Genomic DNA, 16,684 nt, shown 5'->3' on the forward strand with positions numbered 1-16,684 from the left:
GCGCCCACACCGGTGAGCGATATGACTCCCAGGTATGAACATGACTCTGCGGTATGTCGCTCAACGAGGTGGTCGGCTCGCACGAGCAGCGTGCCGTCGTCGCGCGACGCGCGACCGGCCCGACGCGCGACCGGCCCGACGCGCGACCGGCCCGACGCGCGACCGGGGACCGCCGGTCAGACGGCGGCGAGGACGGCGGCCTCCAGGCGGGCTCGGGTGGCGTCGTCCGGCCAGCCGCCCACCAGGTAGAAGGCGTCCACCACGTCGCCGCCGAGGGTGGAGATCCGGGCCGCGCGGACCAGGGCGCCGGCCTCGTCGAGCGCGCAGGCGACCCGGTAGAGCAGCCCGGCGGCGTCGGCGGCGCGCAGTTCCAGGAGCACGGCGTCGGTGGCCGCCTCACGGTGCCACACCACGCGGGGCGCCGCGCCGGCACCACGACCGGCGAGCGCACGCCCGCGCAGGCGCTGGGTGACCGACACGTCCCCGGCGACGGCGCGGCGCAGGTCGGCCCGGAGTGGGACCGGGTCCGGTGGCAGCCCGTACCGGGGTTGCACCCGGCACTCGACCAGGGCCCGGCCGTCGACGGCCGAGGCGTCCGCCGAGATCACTTCCAGCCGGTGCAGCGCCAGGCAGCCGGCCACCGTGGCGAGCAGCCCACGCCTGTCGGCGGCGGCCACCGCCACCCGGTCCTCGGCGAGGTGGACGACAGGCAGCGGCCCGGCCAGCAGCGCCGGGTCCGGAGCCGGAGGCTCGGGCAGTACGCCGGTGTCCAGTGCGGTACGGACCCGGGAGACCAGCTCGGCGACGAGCCGGCCCTTCCAGTCCGACCAGGCCGCCGGCCCGGTCGCCGCCGCGTCCGCGCGGACCAGCGCGTGCAGCAGGTCGAGCGTGCCGGTGTCACCTACCGCCTCCGCCACCGAGGCGATGGTGACCGGGTCCGTCAGGTCCCGTCGGGTGGCCACGTCGGGCAGCAGCAGGTGCAGACGTACCAGCCTGCCGATCAGCTCGGCCTCGGCGACCGGCAGTCCGATCCGGGTCGCCACCGCCTCGGCGAGCGGCACCCCGACCGTGCTGTGGTCACCGGGGAGGCCCTTGCCGATGTCGTGCAGCAGGGCGCCGAGCAGCAGCAGGTCGGGGCGTTCCACCTCGCGGGTGTGCCGGCTGGCCTCGTGTGCGGTCTGCACCAGGTGCCGATCGAGGGTGTAGCGGTGTACCGGGTTGTGCTGGGGCAGGCTGCGCAGGCGGGTCCACTCGGGCAGCCAGCCGTCGACCAGCCCGTACCTGTCACACGTCTCCCAGGCCGGCACCAGACCGGGACCGGCGCCCAGCAGCGTGGTGAGCGCGGCCCTGGCCTCGGCCGGCCAGGGCGCGGGCAGCGGGGGGCAGTACGCCGCCAGCCACTCGCAGGTGGCTCGCGCGATCGGCAGCCGGGTGGCGGCCGCCGCGGCGGCGATCCGCAGGGACAGGCTCGGGTCGGGGCGTGCTCCGATCGCGGTCCGCGCGAGCACCAGCTCGCCGTCGTGTTCGACGACGTCACGGGCCACCGGGCGGCGGACGGGACGACCGTTTCCGCCCCGGGACCTGCCGGACCGCAGCCGGTCGGCGGCCCGGAAGGCGTCGTCCAGGGCGTGGCTGACCGTGCGGGCGTCCCCGGCGGCACGGCGCAGGAGAGCGTCGCCGTTCTCCAGCCCCAGCAGTGCGGCCACGCCGTCGCGTTCCTGGGCGACCAGCCGGTCGACCCGCCGGCCGACCTGCTGGTGCAGGGCGTCGCGGGTGTCCAGCAGGCGCCTGTGGGCGGCGCGTACGGCGGGGCGCAGCGCGTCGGTGATGCCGGCGGCGGAGATGGCCCGCAGCAGCCCCACGTCCCGCAGCCCGCCGGCGGCCTCCTTGAGATCACCCTCCAGCAGGAAGGCCAGCTCGCCGTGGGCCTGCCAGCGGGCCTCGGTGACCGCCCGCAGACCGGGCAGGTGCCGCACGGCGGTACGCCGCCAGTGGTCGGCGGCGGTACGGATCAGCGAGTCGGCCAGTGCCCGGTCGCCGGCCACCAGCCGCGCGTCGAGCAACCCGAGGGCCACCTTGACGTCGTCCTGGGCCACCGACAGCGCCTCGGAGACGGTGCGTACCGAGTGGTCGAGGCGCAGGCCGGCGTCCCAGATCGGGTACCACACCGAGGCGGCCAGCTCGTCGGTGCCGGGCACCCCGGCGTGCAGGAGGACCAGGTCGAGGTCGCCGTACGGCGCGCACTGCCGACGCCCCAACCCGCCGACGGCGAGCAGCGCCACGCCGTCCCGTGCCGGCAGCAGCCCGCGCAGGAAGGCGTCGTACGCGGCCGCCCGCCCCACCCGGGCGGCCTCCCCGATCCCCCCGCGTACGCCGACGACCTCGTTGATCAGGAGGTTCGCGTCGCCGTCAGCTGCCTGACCGGACGCGTTCCCCTTGATCAACGAGGTCATGTCGGTGGTGGTCGAGGTCAGAGGGCGTCGAGGCCGCGCTCGCCGGTGCGTACCCGGACGACCTCTTCGACACCGGTGACCCAGACCTTTCCGTCACCGATCTTGCCGGTACGGGCGGCGCCGACGATGGCGTCCACGACCTTGTCCACGTCGATCTCGTCGGTGAGCACCTCTACCCGGATCTTGGGCAGGAACTCGACCGTGTACTCGGCACCCCGGTAGACCTCGGTGTGCCCCTTCTGCCGCCCGTACCCCTGGACCTCGCTGACGGTCAGCCCGGCAACGCCGAGGGCGTGCAGGGCCTCCTTCACCGCGTCCAGCTGGTACGGCTTGATGACCGCGGTCACCAGCTTCATGTCCAACCCCTCCATCCCAGGAACGTTAACCGGCGACCTTTTCGCTTACGGGCTCGGCGGGCTCGGCCTCCGACCGGGCGCCACTCGTGGTGCCGCCACCGGGGGTGCCGATGCCGGCCATCGCGAACGCGCCGCCGGTGCCGCCGCCCGCCGGGGACAGGTCGTAGCTGCTCTCGGCGTGCTCGGCGATGTCGATGCCCTCGACCTCGGCCTCGCCCCGGACGCGGAAGCCGATCGTCTTCTCGATGACGAAGGCCAGCACCCAGGCGATGCCGAACGACCACACGGTGACGATCAGGCCGGCCAGGGCCTGCCGTCCGAGCTGGGTCGCGCCGCCGCCGTAGAAGAGGCCGTCGGAGGCCCCCACCACGTCGCTGATCGCGGCGTTCACCGAGTTGGTGGCGAACAGGCCCAGCCAGAGCGACCCGATCCAACCACCGACGAAGTGCACACCCACCACATCGAGGGAGTCGTCGAAGCCGAGCTTGTACTTGAGGCCGACGGCGACGGCGCACACCGCGCCGGCGACGACGCCGAGCAGGACGGCCGCCCAGGGGGCGATGAAGCCACAGGCCGGGGTGATGGCGACCAGGCCGGCGATGGCGCCGGACGAGGCGCCCACCATCGTCGGCTTCCGGTCCTTGATCCACTCGACCGCGATCCAGCCGAGCACCGCCGCCGCCGTGGCGAGCTGGGTGTTGATGAAAGCGAGACCGGCGACCGAGTCGACGGTCAGTTCCGAGCCGGCGTTGAACCCGAACCAGCCGAACCACAGCAGACCGGCGCCGAGCGCGACGAGCGGGATGTTGTGCGGCTTCATGCCCTCACGCGGCCAGCCGAGCCGCTTGCCGAGCACCAGCGCCACGGCCAGGGCCGCCGCACCGGCGTTGATGTGCACAGCGGTACCGCCGGCGAAGTCGAGCGCGTGGATGTCGGCGCCGATGATGCCGCCGCCCCACACCCAGTGGGCGACCGGGAAGTAGACAAGGGTGGCCCAGCCGAACGCGAAGAGCAACCAGCCGGCGAACTTGGCCCGGTCGGCGATGGCGCCGCTGATCAGCGCGACGGTGATCACCGCGAAGACCATCTGGAAGGCCATGAACACGTAGAGCGGGACCCCGATGCCGCTGGGGTTCTCCGCCGTGGCGCCCCACAGGTCGGTCTCGGCGAGGAAGGTCTTGGTGCCGAGGTACGCGCCCGGGTCGCCCCAGAAACCGTTCACGTCGGTCCCGAAGGCGACGCTGAAGCCGTAGAACCACCACAGAACACTGATGAGCCCGATGGCGGAGAAGCTCATCATCATCATGTTGAGTACGCCCTTGGCCCGGTTGAGGCCGCCGTAGAACAGCGCCAGTCCGGGGGTCATGAGCAGCACGAGCGCGGTCGAAACCAGCAGCCACGTGGTATTGGCGCCGTCGATCGTCGGTGCTTCAGGCACGCTGGCCTCCTAAAAGGTGAAGTCCTCCTTCGCGGCTTTCCGGGGCAGCGTCGCCCGTAGGCCGGTTGCGCGGAAGCTTCGCGGCCGGCTGTTTCGCCCAGTGGCCCGTGCCGGTTTCCGTTTCGTGACAGGTTGTTTCGTACGTGTCACGAAGTCCGCACAGTCGGCGGCATGGACGATGGTGGATCGTTCGAACGGCTCAGCGGAGGGCGTTCTCCAGGGCGTGCCGCTCGTAGTCGAGCAGCCGCAGGTCGCGCATCGGCCGGCGCAGGTGGCCCTTGTGCACGATCCGGACGAACGCCGGCTCACCGGCGGCGGCCATTCGACGGATCCCCTCGACGTGGTCCACGATCCGCTTGCGGATGGTGCGGATCAGCCGGTGCCGGTCCCGCGGGATCAGCCCGTACGCGTCGGCGAAGAGGCGCAACCGGCGCGGCCGGTCCGGACGCTTCCACCCCAGGGTGATCGAGTCCCGGTCCGCGAAGATCGGCACCCACGTCCAGGCCGCGTACGCCACGTCGTAGATCCGGGCGCCTGGCGACGCGAGGTCGAAGTCGATCAGCCCGAGCGTGCCGTCGGGTCGCCAGATCACGTTGTGCGGCGCGGCGTCGTGGTGGCAGATCACCTCGGTGTCCGGCGGCGGCGGCCCGAACGAGCGCCAGACCGCACCCGGCGGCGGGGTGAAGCCGTACTGCGCGTCGTGGAACATCCGCAGCATGGTGGCGACGGTGACAAGCGCCTCGTCGGTCACCCAGTGGGGGGCGAGCGGGTACTCCCCGCACTCCCCCTCCAGGTACGACAGGACCTCGCGGTTGCGTTCGTCCATGCCGAGCGCCTTGGGCGCGCCTGTGAAACCCACGTACTCCAGGTGCCGCAGCAGGGCGTGCACGGACGGGGTCCACGGCCCGGCGTTGCGGCGGACGGTGTCCCCGACCCGGACAACCGTGCTCACGTTGCCGCCGTGCAGCGGGATCTCCTGCGAAGTCACGTACGGTCTCCCGAGGCGCTGCGAGGGGTGGCCGGGGTCGCGCCAGCCCGCGTACGCGCGATCGTCGGTGGTCACCAGAGACTACGCGTCCCGTCCGGTGGCCTCGGTCCCCAGCAGCGCGTCGACGAACTGCGCGGGGTCGAACGGGGCCAGGTCGTCCTTGCCTTCGCCGAGACCGACGAGCTTCACCGGGATGCCGAGCTTGCGTTGCACGGCGATCACGATGCCGCCCTTGGCGGTGCCGTCGAGCTTGGTCAGCACCACGCCTGTCACGTTTACCACCTCGGTGAAGACCCGGGCCTGTTCCAGGCCGTTCTGCCCGGTGGTGGCGTCCAGGATGAGCAGTGTCTCGTCGATCGGCCCCTGCTTCTCGACCACGCGCTTGACCTTGCCCAGCTCGTCCATCAGGCCGACCTTGTTCTGCAGCCGGCCGGCGGTGTCGATGAGCACGGTGTCCACGCCTGTGTCGATGCCGCGCTTGACCGCGTCGAAGGCGACGCTCGCCGGGTCGGCGGCCTCGGGCCCCCGGACGGTTTCGGCGCCGACGCGGGACCCCCAGGTCTCCAGCTGGTCGGCGGCTGCGGCCCGGAAGGTGTCCGCGGCGCCGAGCAGCACGCTGCGGCCGTCGGCCACCAGCACCCGGGCGATCTTGCCGCAGGTGGTGGTCTTGCCGGCGCCGTTGACGCCGACGACGAGCACGACTGCCGGCACGCCCTCCTTCGGGGCGGTCCGCAGCGAGCGGTCCATGCCCGGGTCGAGGGCGTTGACCAGCTCGGCGGCGAGCAGCGCGCGCAGCTCGGAGGCCGAGCGGGTGCCGAGCACCCGGGTCCGTTCGCGGAGCCGGTCGACGATGTCCCGGGTGGCGTCGACGCCCACGTCGGCGCTGATCAGGCTGTCCTCGATCTCCTCCCAGACGTCCTCGTCGAGGTGGTCGCGGGCGAGCAGGCCGAGCAGACCCTTGCCGAAGACGTTCTGCGAGCGGGACAGCCGCGAGCGGAGCCGGACCAGCCGCCCGGCGGTCGGCTCGGGCACCTCGACGGGGGGCGCCTCGATGACCGGTGGCGGCTCGACGAGGACACCAGTGGACAGATCGGACTCGGGTGCCTCGACCGGCGGGCCGGCGAGATCCTCTTCGGCCCTGGTGTCGACCTCGGTGCGGGGCAGCGGGGGCTCGGGCCGCCGCCGCAACCGCGGCACGACCAGCCCGACTGTGCCGGCGATCAGCACACCGAGCAGGACCAGAGCGAGGACGAGATATTCGGCCATGCCGGAATCCTGTCAGATGGCGGCGACGGCGTCCCAGCCACCGCACCCGGCTGGTGCCAGGAACCGGCGGTAGGCTCGGCGACATGCCCGCCGCACACCTCCTCATCGGCCCACTCCTGCGGCGAGTCGTCGACACCAGGGCCACAATCTGGGTGGAGACGGCGGCGCCCGCCGTGGTCACGGTCCGCACCGCCGGCGGCGCCACAGGCACCGCGCCCACCTTCTCGGCGTACGACCACCACTACGCCCTCGTCGTGGTGGAGGGGCTCACCCCGGACAGCACGACCACCTACGAGGTGCTCGTCGACGACGAGCTGGTCTGGCCGGTGGCCAGCAGCGGCTTCCCGCCGAGCGTGATCCGCACCCGGGCGGCCGACGACCGGGACCAGCCGGTCAACCTGGTCTTCGGCTCGTGCCGGGAGACCACCCAGCACTCCACGACCCGCAGGCTGCCACCCGACGCGCTCGACGCGTACGCCAGGCGGTTGATGGCCGACCCGGAGTCCAACGCGCTGCCGGACCTGCTGGTGCTGCTCGGCGACCAGGTGTACGCCGATGTGACCTCGCCGACGGTGCGGCGGCTGCTGCGTCGGCGCCGGCGGCGGCCGAAGGGCGCCCCGGCCGACCAGGTGGTGAGCTTCGACGAGTACACGAAGCTGTACCTGGAGTCGTGGCGCGATCCGGAGATCCGCTGGCTGCTCTCCACCGTGCCGAGCGTGATGATCTTCGACGACCACGAGATCATCGACGACTGGAACACCTCGGCGGCGTGGCGTGCCGAGATGCGCGAGCAGCCGTGGTGGCAGGAGCGGATCGGCAGCGGGCTCGCCTCGTACTGGGTCTACCAGCACCTGGGCAACCTCTCCCCGGACGAGATCGCCGCCGACCCGGTCTTCGCGAAGGTCGCCGCCGCCGAGGACGCCACGGGCGTGCTGCGCGAGTTCGGGCACCGGGTGGACAAGGAGTCCGACCTGGCGCACGACACCGAGCGCTGGCGCGCGGTGCAGTACCAGTGGAGTTACGCCCTGGACCTGGGCCGGACCAGGCTGGTCATGCTGGACAACAGGTGCAGCCGGGTGCTCGAACCGGGCAGCCGGGCGTTGCTGCCGCCCGGCGAGTGGTCCTGGTTCCTCGACCAGGCGCACGGGGTCTACGACCATCTGGTGGTCGGCGCCTCGCTGCCCTGGCTGTTGCCGCAGGGCATCCACCACATCGAGGCGTGGAACGAGAAGTTGGCGGACTCGCGCCGGCCGTGGATGGCCCGCTGGGCGGAGAAGCTGCGCCGGGCTCTGGACCTGGAGCACTGGGCGGCGTTCCGGCAGTCCTTCGAGGCGCTCGCGGAGACGTTCGCCCGGATCGGCACCGGCACCCCGAGGGAGTCCGGCGCGCGGGTGGGCGCCGGTCCGGCGTACGCCCCGCCGGCCTCGATCAGCGTGCTCTCCGGGGATGTGCACCATTCGTACGTGGCCCGGGCCCGGTTCGCCGACCCGGCCGTGGTCACCCCCGTACACCAGCTCACCTGCTCACCGATCCACAACCAGGTGCCGGCCGGGATCCGCCCGTTGATGCGGCTGGGCTGGTCGGCGGGTCCGGCGGGGGCCACCCGGGCGCTGGCCCGTTCGGCGGGTGTCCGTCGGCCGGGGGTGCGCTGGCGCAAGCTGGCCGGGCCCTACTTCGGCAACGCGGTGGCCACGTTGACCCATGAGGGGCGTGGGGCCGACGTGACAATCGAGGGCACCACGAAGGACGGGCACCTACGGCCGGTGATGCGGCGCCGACTGTCGGCAGCCGGCGAGCGGCCCGCGTCGTAGTCTCTAGCCCGTGGATGAGCACCTGCCGGAGCCGATCCGGGCGGTCGAGCACGAGTTGACCGCCCTGTTGCGTCGTGGCCGGGCGGTTTCGTGGGAGATCGCCCGGGAGGTGCACCCGAACCTCGAACCGAACACCTACGGGCTGCTGCTCTGGCTGCGGCGTAGCGGGTCGATCCGGTTGACCGAGTTGGCGGCACGGCTCGGTGTGGGCAAGGGGACGCTGAGCCGGCAGATCAACGCGCTGGAGGTCCTCGGCCTGGTCCACCGCGACCCGGACCCGAGTGACAGGCGGGCCGCGCAGATCAGTCTCACCGAGCAGGGGCAGCACCGGTTCGACGTGGCCCGGGCCGCCCGGTTGGGGGAGTTCCTGCGCGCCCTGGACGGCTGGCCGGACCGGGACGTGGAGGAGTTCGCCCGTCTGCTCGGCAGGTTCAACGACTCCTGGCAGTGAGGCAGCACCGTGGGGAATGAACCTCCGGCTTCACAGGTTGTTGCTTCAGGCAACTAGTTCATGGTTGCCTCGGGCAACACTCCGGCGGCTCACCGCTTTCACCACTCACTCCTCCCGGAGGCAGCAACGATGACCCAGGCGACAGCGCCCACACGGGCGACCGGCGTCGACATGACCCACCGGCAGATCCTGCAGGCCCTCTCCGGCCTGCTGCTCGGCATGTTCGTCGCGATCCTCTCCTCCACGGTCGTCTCGAACGCGCTGCCGCGGATCATCACCGAGCTGCGCGGCGGTCAGTCCGCGTACACCTGGGTGGTCACCTCGGCCCTGCTCGCGACCACCGCGACCACCCCCATCTGGGGCAAACTCGCAGACCTGACCAGCAAGAAGCTCCTGGTCCAGATCTCCCTGGGGATCTACGTGCTGGGTTCGGTGCTGGCCGGCGCTGCACAGGGCACCACCGAGTTGATCGCCTGCCGGGTGCTCCAGGGTATCGGTGCCGGTGGCCTCACCGCGCTGGCCCAGGTGATCATGGCAACCATGATTGCGCCGCGCGAGCGGGGCCGCTACAGCGGCTACCTCGGCGCCGTGATGGCCGTCGGCACCATCGGCGGCCCGCTGATCGGCGGTCTGATCGTCGACACCTCGTGGCTCGGCTGGCGCTGGTGCTTCTACGTAGGCGTGCCGTTCGCCATCGCCGCGCTCGTCGTGCTCCAGAAGACCCTGCACCTGCCTGTCGTGAAGCGGAAGGCGCAGATCGACTGGTGGGGCGCCACCCTGATCACCGCGGCCGTATCGGTGCTGCTGATCTGGGTCTCGCTCGCCGGCGGCCAGTTCGCCTGGGCCTCCTGGCAGAGCGTCGTCATGGTGGTCGGTGCCCTGGTGCTCGCCGCGCTGGCGATCCGGGTGGAGACCCGGGCCGCCGAGCCGATGATCCCGCCCCGGCTGTTCCGCAACCGCACCATCACCCTGGCCGTCGTCGCCAGCATCGCGGTCGGCGTGGGCATGTTCGGCGCCTCGGTCTTCCTCGGCCAGTACTTCCAGATCAGCCGTGGCCAGAGCCCGACCATGTCCGGCCTGATGACCCTCCCGATGATCCTCGGCCTGCTGGTGTCCTCGACGCTGAGCGGCCGGATCATCACCCGGACCGGCCGCTGGAAGCGGTTCCTGGTGATCGGTACGGCACTTCTCACCGCCGGCTTCGCGCTGATGGGCACGCTGCGGGCCGACACCAGCTTCACCCTGCTCAGCGTCTACATGGCGCTGGTCGGCGTCGGCCTGGGCATGACCATGCAGAACCTGGTCCTCGCCGTGCAGAACACCGTCGGCACGCACGAGCTCGGCGTGGCCAGCTCGACCGTGGCGTTCTTCCGCAGCCTGGGCGGCGCCATCGGCGTCTCCGTGCTCGGTGCGGTACTCGCCCACCGGGTCACGGGCTACACGGCAGACGGCCTGGGACGGCTCGGCATCTCCGCAGCCGGCTCGGGCAGCGGCGGTGTCCTGCCCGACGTGCACACCCTGCCCGGCCCGATCCGGGCGGTGGTGGAGAGCGCGTACGGCCACGGCGCCGGTGACATCTTCCTGGCCGCCGCACCCTTCGCGCTTGTCGCGCTTGTCGCGGTGATCTTCATCAAGGAGGTGCCGCTGCGCCAGCACAACGGCTCCCCGGTCGACGCAGAGGTCGAGCGGGAGTCGACAGTCGCGGCCGGCGCCGGCGCGACAGTGGTCCGTACCGGCGAGCAGAGGTGAGGTAGCACCATGAGCCTGGGAGCCCCCGACCGCGAGGAGTACGGCCCCCGGACCCGTCCGCTACCGTTCGAACGCGGCACCGACGGCCCGCGGGTCGTGCTGGTCGGCGTGGACGGCACCCGCACCTCGGAGCGGGCCGGCTGGTACGCCGCCGGCCTGGCCCGCCGACAGGGCGCCGCGCTCGTGGTGGTCTTCGTCAGCTCGACGAGCGGCCTGACCGCCATGCTGCCCGGGATGGACGCCGGCGCCGTCCAGCGGACCCACGACGAGCTGGCCGACGAGCTGCGCCGCGAGTGCCGGCGCGGGGCCGAGGAGTTGGGCGTACCGCTGACGTTCCTGTGCCGGCGCGGCGACGCGTACGCCGAGCTGTGCGCGGCGGCCGACGAGTGCCAGGCCGACATGGTGGTGGTGGGCGCCTCCGAACAGGCCGGTCACCGCCTTGTCGGCTCGGTCGCCACCCGCCTGGTCCGCACCGGCCGCTGGCCCGTCGTCGTGGTGCCCTGATAACCCGTCGCGGTGGGTCGGGAGTGGCGGGCAGGATGCGCGGCATGACCTGGACCGCACCGGAGATCACCCGGACCCCCGAACCGTACGTCGGCGACGAGCGCACCATGCTCGAGGGCTGGCTCGACTACCACCGGCAGACACTGCTGCTCAAGTGCGCCGGCCTGACCGAGGAGCAGTTGCGCACCCCGAGCGTGGAGCCGTCCGGGCTCACCCTGCTCGGCCTCGTCCGGCACCTGGCCGAGGTGGAGGCCTGGTGGTTCCGGGAGAACTTCGCCGGGCAGCGCGTCGACTACCCGTACTTCACCCCGGAGACCCCGGACGCCGACCACGACGTCAGCGCCGCCGACGCCGAGGCCGACTTCGCCATCTTCCACCGCGAGGTGGCGCTGGCCCGCGAGGCCGCCGCCGGCCACTCCCTGGACGAGACGTTCACCGAGGTCAGCGCGAAGAAGCGCACCTTCAACCTGCGCTGGGTGTACGTGCACATGATCGAGGAGTACGCCCGGCACAACGGTCACGCCGACCTGATCCGGGAACGCATCGACGGCGTCACAGGCGAGTGACTGGCGTTCAGTGGTCCAGGGCCGCCCGCAGGTAGCGCAGGTCGGCGTGGCCGCCCCAGCGGTGCGCCGACAGGCCGGCCGCGCGGGCGCCCCGTACGGCCCAGTCCTCGTCGTCGACGAAGAGCACCCGGGCCGGCGGGGTGGCAAGCGCCTGGCAGGCGGCCTGGAAGTACTCCGGGGCCGGCTTGTGCACGCCGAGCGTGGAGGAGTTGACCACCACGTCCAGTTCGCCTACCAGCCCGAGCGCGGCCAGGTCGGCGTCGAGCAGATCGGTGGCGTTGGTGGCCAGGCCGACCCGGATCCCGGCGGCGCGTACCTCCCGCACGAAGTCGAGCACCTCGGTGTCCACCTCGCCCCGGTAACGCTGCCACTGCTCCACCGCCGCGCGGGCCCGGTCCGGTCCTCCGGCCGGCTCGGCCAGGGCGTCGGCCACGCTTGTGACCCAGTCGGCGTGGGTGACCTGCCCGGTGAGCACCGGCTGGAGCCGGCCCCACTGCATGGCGATCTCGGTGAGCACCCCGTCGGCGAGGCCGTACTCCCGCTCCACCCCGGCGGCGACCGCCGGGTCGAACCGGCGCAGAACGCCGTCCAGATCCAGCAGGAGCGCCGTCGCGCGTTCCCGAGCCACTACCTGTTCTCCTCGCCGCGGCTGTGCCGCTGGTCGTCCTCGTCGGCCCGGTTGAGCCGTTGGCTGATCACCTGCGTGACCCCGCTGCGCATGGTCACGCCGTAGAGCGCGTCGGCGATCTCCATCGTCCGCTTCTGGTGGGTGATGACGATCAGCTGACTCTTCTCCCGCAACTGTGCCAGCAACGTGATCAGCCGGCCCAGGTTCACGTCGTCCAGGGCCGCCTCCACCTCGTCCATGATGTAGAACGGGCTGGGCCGGGCGCGGAAGATCGCCACCAGCATGGCCACCGCGGTCAGCGACCGTTCGCCACCGGAGAGCAGCGACAGCCGCTTGATCTTCTTGCCCGGCGGGCGGGCCTCGACCTCGACGCCTGTGGTGAGCAGATCCTCGGGGTCGGTGAGGATCAACCGGCCCTCGCCGCCGGGGAAGAGCACTGTGAACACCTGCTCGAACTCCCGGGCGGTGTCCTCGAACGCGCTGGCGAAGACCTCCAGGATCCGCTCGTCCACGTCCTTGACCACGGTGAGCAGGTCCCGCCGGGTGGCCTTGAGGTCCTCCAACTGCTCGGAGAGGAACTTGAAGCGCTCCTCCAGCGCGGCGAATTCCTCCAACGCGAGCGGGTTGACCTTGCCGAGCAGGGCCAGTTCGCGTTCCGCCTTGGCGGCACGCTTCTCCTGCACCGGCCGCTCGTAGCGGACCGGCTCGGGCACCGGCAGCCCGTCCCGTTCGGCGATCGCCACGTCGGCCTGAGTGGGCGGGACCGGCTGGTTGGGGCCGTACTCGGCGACCAGGCTCTCCACGTCCAGCCCGAAGTCCTCGGCGGCCTTCGCCTCCAGCTGCTCGATGCGCAGCCGCTGCTCGGCGCGGGCCACCTCGTCCCGGTGCACCTGGCTGGTCAGCCGCTCCAGCTCGGCGCCGAGCCGCTTGGCCGCCCCGCGTACCTCCTGGAGCTCCGCCTCGCGGGCGGCCCGTTCCCGGGCGACCGCGTCGCGGTGCTCCTCGGCCGTCGCGATCGAGGTGGTGAGCCGGGTCAGCGCCTCGCGGGCACCGCCCGCGACGGCCCGGGCGATGCCCGCGCCCCTGGTACGCGCGGCCCGCCGGGCGGCGGCGCGTTCCCGCGCGGCGCGCTCCGCGGTGGCCTGCCGCGCGAGGGAGTCGGCCCGGCCGGCGATCGAGGAGACCCGCTCCTCGGCGGTACGCACCGCGAGCCGGACCTCCATCTCGTTCTGCCGGGCCTGCGGCGCCATGGCGGCGAGCTGGTCCCGTTCCTCGGTGGAGGGCTCGGCGTCGACAGGGGTCTCCTCGGCCAGGCGCAGCCGCTCCTCCAGTTCGGCGAGCGCGGTGAGATCCCGTTGCCGGGCGGCCTCGGCGCGGGAGCGGGAGTCGCCGAGCCGGTCGGTCTCCGCCTTCGCCGAGCGGGCCGCGGCGCCCAGCTCGGCGAGCCGGCGGGCGGCGGCGTTGCGGTGGCTCTCCGCCTCGCGCTTCTCGGCGGCGGCGTGCTGCACCCGTTCCTTGGCGGCGGTCACCTCGGCGCGCGCCTCGACGAGCTGGTCGCGCAGCTCCGCGGCGGCGCGCTCGGCGGTGACCCGGTTGGCGCGGGCCTCCTCGACCGCCGCCTGCACCTCGATGTAGCTGGGCGCCTTGGACGACCCGCCGGCCGCCGCGTACGCCCCGACCACGTCGCCGTCCGGGGTGACGGCGCGCAACTCCGGGTTGCCGGCGACAAGCTCCGCCGCGGCGGCCAGGTCGTCGACGAGCGCCACGTCCCGCAGCGCCCGGTGCACCGCCGGACGCAGCTCGGCGCCGCACTCCACCAGGTCGGGTGCCCAGCGGGCGCCGTCGGGCAGCTTCGGGCGCAGCGCGTCGGCGGAGCCGGTCATGCCCGGTCCGGCCGGGCTGCCGACCAGCAGGCCGGCCCGGCCAGCGTCGGAGATCTTCAACAGCCGCATCGCCTCGACTGCCTCGTCGACCCCGCTCACGGCGACCGCGTCGGCGAGCCCACCGAGCGCGGCGGCCAGCGCGGCCTCGTTGCCGGGGGCGACGGTGAGCAGCCCGGCGAGGCTGCCGAGCAGGCCGGGTACGTCGTCGGCGCGGGCGAGCAACGCGCCGGCCCCGTCCTTGCGCCGCAGACCCAGGGCGAGCGCCTCCTCGCGGGCCTTCCAGGTGGCGGCGTCCTTCTCGGCGGCCCGCTCCGCGTCGGCCAGCGACCGTACGGTGGCCTGCGCACGCTCCTGCTCGGCGACCGCCTCGGCGTGCCGGGCGTCCAGGTCGGCGTTGTCCCGGTCCGCCTCGGTGGACTGCGCGGCCACCGCGTCCAGGTCGGCCTGTGCCTGTTCGGCACGGGCAAGCGCGTCGGCGTGCGCGACGGCGAGCCGTTCGATCTCCTCGCCGGCGCTCGTGGTCCGGGCGCGGGCCGAGTTGACCTGGCCGGTGAGCCGGGCCATTCCCTCGCGCCGGTCGGCGATGGCCTTGGCGGCGGCGACCAGCTCCCGTTCGGCGGCGGCGAGCTGCCGTTCCAACTCCTGGCGGTGCTCCACCGCCTCGGCCAGCCGGATCTGGTCGTCGGTGAGGGCCGCGCGCAGCTCCTCCTCCTGCTCGCGGACGCGTTCGGCCTCGGCCTCCAGCTGGTCCGGGTCGCGGCCGGGCCGCTCGTCGTCGCCTGTGGCGCTGAGGTGCCGCAGGCGTTCCCGGGCGAGTTGCTCGATCGAGCGGAAGCGTTCCTGCAGGGCGGACAGCTTGTACCAGGTGTCCTGGGCGGCGGCGAGCAGCGGAGCGTCCTCCGCGAGGGCGGCCTCCAGTTCGCCGAGCCGGCCCTGCACCTCGGCGTGCTCACCCTCGATCTGCTCGCGGCGCTCCCGCAACGCGGTCTCGTCGGCGATCTCCCGGTCCAGGGTGGTCCGCAGGGTGGCCAGGTCGTCGGCGAGCAGCCGCAGGCGGGCGTCGCGCAGGTTCGCCTGGATGGCGGCGGCGCGGCGGGCCACCTCCGCCTGCCGGCCCAGCGGCTTGAGCTGGCGGCGCAGCTCGGCGGTGAGGTCGGTCAGGCGGTTCAGGTTCACCTGCATGGCGTCGAGCTTGCGCAGCGCCTTTTCCTTGCGCTTGCGGTGCTTGAGGACGCCGGCGGCCTCCTCGATGAACGCGCGGCGGTCCTCCGGCTTGGCGTGCAGCATGCCGTCGAGCCGGCCCTGACCGACGATGATGTGCATCTCCCGGCCGATGCCGGAGTCCGACAGCAGCTCCTGGATGTCGAGCAGCCGGCAGGAGTTGCCGTTGATCTCGTACTCGCTCTCGCCGGAGCGGAACATCCGGCGGGTGATGGAGACCTCGGTGTACTCGATCGGCAGCGCGCCGTCGGTGTTGTCGATGGTGAGGGTGACCTCGGCGCGGCCCAGCGGCGCGCGGCCGGCGGTGCCGGCGAAGATGACGTCCTCCATCTTGCCGCCGCGCAGCGCCTTGGCGCCCTGTTCGCCGAGCACCCAGGCGATGGCGTCGACGACGTTGGACTTGCCGGAGCCGTTCGGTCCCACCACGCAGGTGATCCCGGGCTCCAGCTTCAACGTCGTGGCGGAGGCGAAGGACTTGAAGCCCTTCACCGTCAGGCTCTTGAGATACACCTTCTCGATCCTCGTCCGGTGGCCGCCGTACCGTCGCCGGCTGCGCGGACCTGGGTGAACCCGCAGACTAACCCGGTGACGCGAGCGGGCCGGCACGCGACCCGCCCCGGACGGCGTCGCGACGCGCGCGGCACGTCCGCAAGGGTCGCGCGGTAAAGGCAAGCGCGTTTCATGATCGGCTTATCCGCCGGGACTTTCCGCGGTGTCGGCCCGTTTCCGGTATGGCTCAGTGCAAGATCAGGAATCGTCGAACGCGAAAGGGAGCCGGACAGCGTTGCGCGCCGGCACGTGACGTGTCGGCGCGCTTTTCTGCGGTGGTGCGATTCAGTTTTCCGACCCGAAGGTCAGGTCAGCGCCGGCTCGGCCAGACGGAGCAGATCGTCCGCCTCCGCCGCAGCCGCCGCGAGCCGATCATTGTCGGCACGCAGACGCGTGATCTCGAACTCCAGTGCCTGAACCCTGGCACGCAGCCGGGTGACCTCGTCGAGCAGACGCCGGTCGGGCGCTGCACCTACGTGGCCGTAGAGGGCCTTCGCCATGCTGACTCCTTGATATGCGCTGCCGGAAAGGCCGGCCAACGCGCGCCCATTTGTACGCGGCTGTCATTCCAGGCTGTATCTGGGCATGACCGGGCGCGACTGGCGACACCTATATATTGAGCCGAAACCCCTCCTTCGTCAAGTTCTCGCAGGCCGTAGATCATCTCTACGTCGACCTGTCCACTTGTCGGGGGGCTGCCTTCACGGCACGGACACGCTCTGTCCGGACGCCTTTACTGTACGCCCCGATTCCCGGAAGTCCGCCCCCTGGCGTCCCACTTCCCCTTAACTCTTCCTTAGCCACGTTGCCGCAGCTCGCAG

General features: G+C 72.3%; 13 protein-coding genes. 5 read left to right on the plus strand and 8 right to left on the minus strand.

The genetic code is table 11. The annotated features are described in order from the left end of the window. Positions 1-176: 176 nt before the first annotated feature. From ACZ6N8_RS00250 to ftsY, 5 genes are all read right to left on the minus strand, one after another. Entirely contained in the window at positions 177-2,453 is a 2,277-nt protein-coding gene (locus ACZ6N8_RS00250; RefSeq protein ID WP_466006611.1) for a [protein-PII] uridylyltransferase, read from the minus strand. Between the two features lie 17 nt (positions 2,454-2,470). Then, positions 2,471-2,809 (minus strand): P-II family nitrogen regulator, encoded by a 339-nt coding sequence (locus ACZ6N8_RS00255; protein WP_172862163.1) that lies wholly within the window; start codon positions 2,807-2,809, stop codon positions 2,471-2,473. Positions 2,810-2,834: 25 nt separating this feature from the next. Then, a complete protein-coding gene (locus tag ACZ6N8_RS00260; RefSeq protein WP_466006612.1) occupies positions 2,835-4,247 on the minus strand; it encodes an ammonium transporter in 1,413 nt (470 codons plus the stop codon). A gap of 199 nt (positions 4,248-4,446) precedes the next feature. After that, complete coding sequence (locus tag ACZ6N8_RS00265; RefSeq protein ID WP_387112752.1) at positions 4,447-5,310, minus strand: aminoglycoside phosphotransferase family protein; 864 nt, start codon at positions 5,308-5,310, stop codon at positions 4,447-4,449. A gap of 6 nt (positions 5,311-5,316) precedes the next feature. After that, positions 5,317-6,501, minus strand: coding sequence for a signal recognition particle-docking protein FtsY (gene ftsY / locus ACZ6N8_RS00270; protein WP_364366869.1), 1,185 nt, complete (start codon positions 6,499-6,501; stop codon positions 5,317-5,319). An 83-nt stretch (positions 6,502-6,584) separates the two neighbouring features. On the opposite strand from ftsY, the gene ACZ6N8_RS00275 reads away from it, so the two are divergent. The 5 genes from ACZ6N8_RS00275 to ACZ6N8_RS00295 all read left to right on the plus strand — a co-directional run bounded on the left by ACZ6N8_RS00275 (position 6,585) and on the right by ACZ6N8_RS00295 (position 11,582). Further along, entirely contained in the window at positions 6,585-8,312 is a 1,728-nt protein-coding gene (locus tag ACZ6N8_RS00275) for an alkaline phosphatase D family protein (protein ID WP_466006613.1), read from the plus strand. Positions 8,313-8,322: 10 nt separating this feature from the next. Further along, positions 8,323-8,763 carry a MarR family winged helix-turn-helix transcriptional regulator gene (locus ACZ6N8_RS00280; RefSeq protein ID WP_466006614.1) on the plus strand — a complete coding sequence of 147 codons (441 nt, stop codon included), beginning with the start codon at positions 8,323-8,325 and terminating at the stop codon, positions 8,761-8,763. A gap of 129 nt (positions 8,764-8,892) precedes the next feature. Next, positions 8,893-10,512 carry an MDR family MFS transporter gene (locus tag ACZ6N8_RS00285; RefSeq protein WP_466006615.1) on the plus strand — a complete coding sequence of 540 codons (1,620 nt, stop codon included), beginning with the start codon at positions 8,893-8,895 and terminating at the stop codon, positions 10,510-10,512. A 9-nt stretch (positions 10,513-10,521) separates the two neighbouring features. Continuing rightward, positions 10,522-11,016 carry a universal stress protein gene (locus tag ACZ6N8_RS00290; RefSeq protein ID WP_466006617.1) on the plus strand — a complete coding sequence of 165 codons (495 nt, stop codon included), beginning with the start codon at positions 10,522-10,524 and terminating at the stop codon, positions 11,014-11,016. A gap of 44 nt (positions 11,017-11,060) precedes the next feature. Then, positions 11,061-11,582, plus strand: a complete 522-nt coding sequence (locus ACZ6N8_RS00295) for a DinB family protein (RefSeq protein ID WP_466006619.1) — start codon at positions 11,061-11,063, stop codon at positions 11,580-11,582. A 7-nt stretch (positions 11,583-11,589) separates the two neighbouring features. Here ACZ6N8_RS00295 and ACZ6N8_RS00300 read toward each other — a convergent pair whose 3' ends face one another. The 3 genes from ACZ6N8_RS00300 to ACZ6N8_RS00310 form a co-directional block, all read right to left on the minus strand. Further along, positions 11,590-12,210, minus strand: coding sequence for an HAD family hydrolase (locus ACZ6N8_RS00300; RefSeq protein ID WP_466006620.1), 621 nt, complete (start codon positions 12,208-12,210; stop codon positions 11,590-11,592). Then, a complete protein-coding gene (smc, locus tag ACZ6N8_RS00305; protein WP_466006621.1) occupies positions 12,210-15,824 on the minus strand; it encodes a chromosome segregation protein SMC in 3,615 nt (1,204 codons plus the stop codon). Before smc ends, ACZ6N8_RS00300 begins: the two co-directional genes overlap by 1 nt. Before the next feature lie 344 nt (positions 15,825-16,168). Then, positions 16,169-16,363, minus strand: a complete 195-nt coding sequence (locus tag ACZ6N8_RS00310) for a hypothetical protein (protein ID WP_007456482.1) — start codon at positions 16,361-16,363, stop codon at positions 16,169-16,171. Between the last annotated feature and the right edge of the window lie 321 nt (positions 16,364-16,684).

The organism is Micromonospora sp. NPDC047521 (assembly GCF_055587305.1).

Bases quoted from the DNA above. Each gene is read 5' to 3' on its own strand.
- ACZ6N8_RS00310 (WP_007456482.1), bottom strand. From the start codon at position 16,363: ATGGCGAAGGCCCTCTACGGCCACGTAGGTGCAGCGCCCGACCGGCGT.
- ACZ6N8_RS00250 (WP_466006611.1), bottom strand. From the start codon at position 2,453: ATGACCTCGTTGATCAAGGGGAACGCGTCCGGTCAGGCAGCTGACGGC.
- ACZ6N8_RS00295 (WP_466006619.1), top strand. From the start codon at position 11,061: ATGACCTGGACCGCACCGGAGATCACCCGGACCCCCGAACCGTACGTC.
- ACZ6N8_RS00285 (WP_466006615.1), top strand. From the start codon at position 8,893: ATGACCCAGGCGACAGCGCCCACACGGGCGACCGGCGTCGACATGACC.
- ftsY (WP_364366869.1), bottom strand. From the start codon at position 6,501: ATGGCCGAATATCTCGTCCTCGCTCTGGTCCTGCTCGGTGTGCTGATC.
- ACZ6N8_RS00275 (WP_466006613.1), top strand. From the start codon at position 6,585: ATGCCCGCCGCACACCTCCTCATCGGCCCACTCCTGCGGCGAGTCGTC.
- ACZ6N8_RS00255 (WP_172862163.1), bottom strand. From the start codon at position 2,809: ATGAAGCTGGTGACCGCGGTCATCAAGCCGTACCAGCTGGACGCGGTG.
- ACZ6N8_RS00290 (WP_466006617.1), top strand. From the start codon at position 10,522: ATGAGCCTGGGAGCCCCCGACCGCGAGGAGTACGGCCCCCGGACCCGT.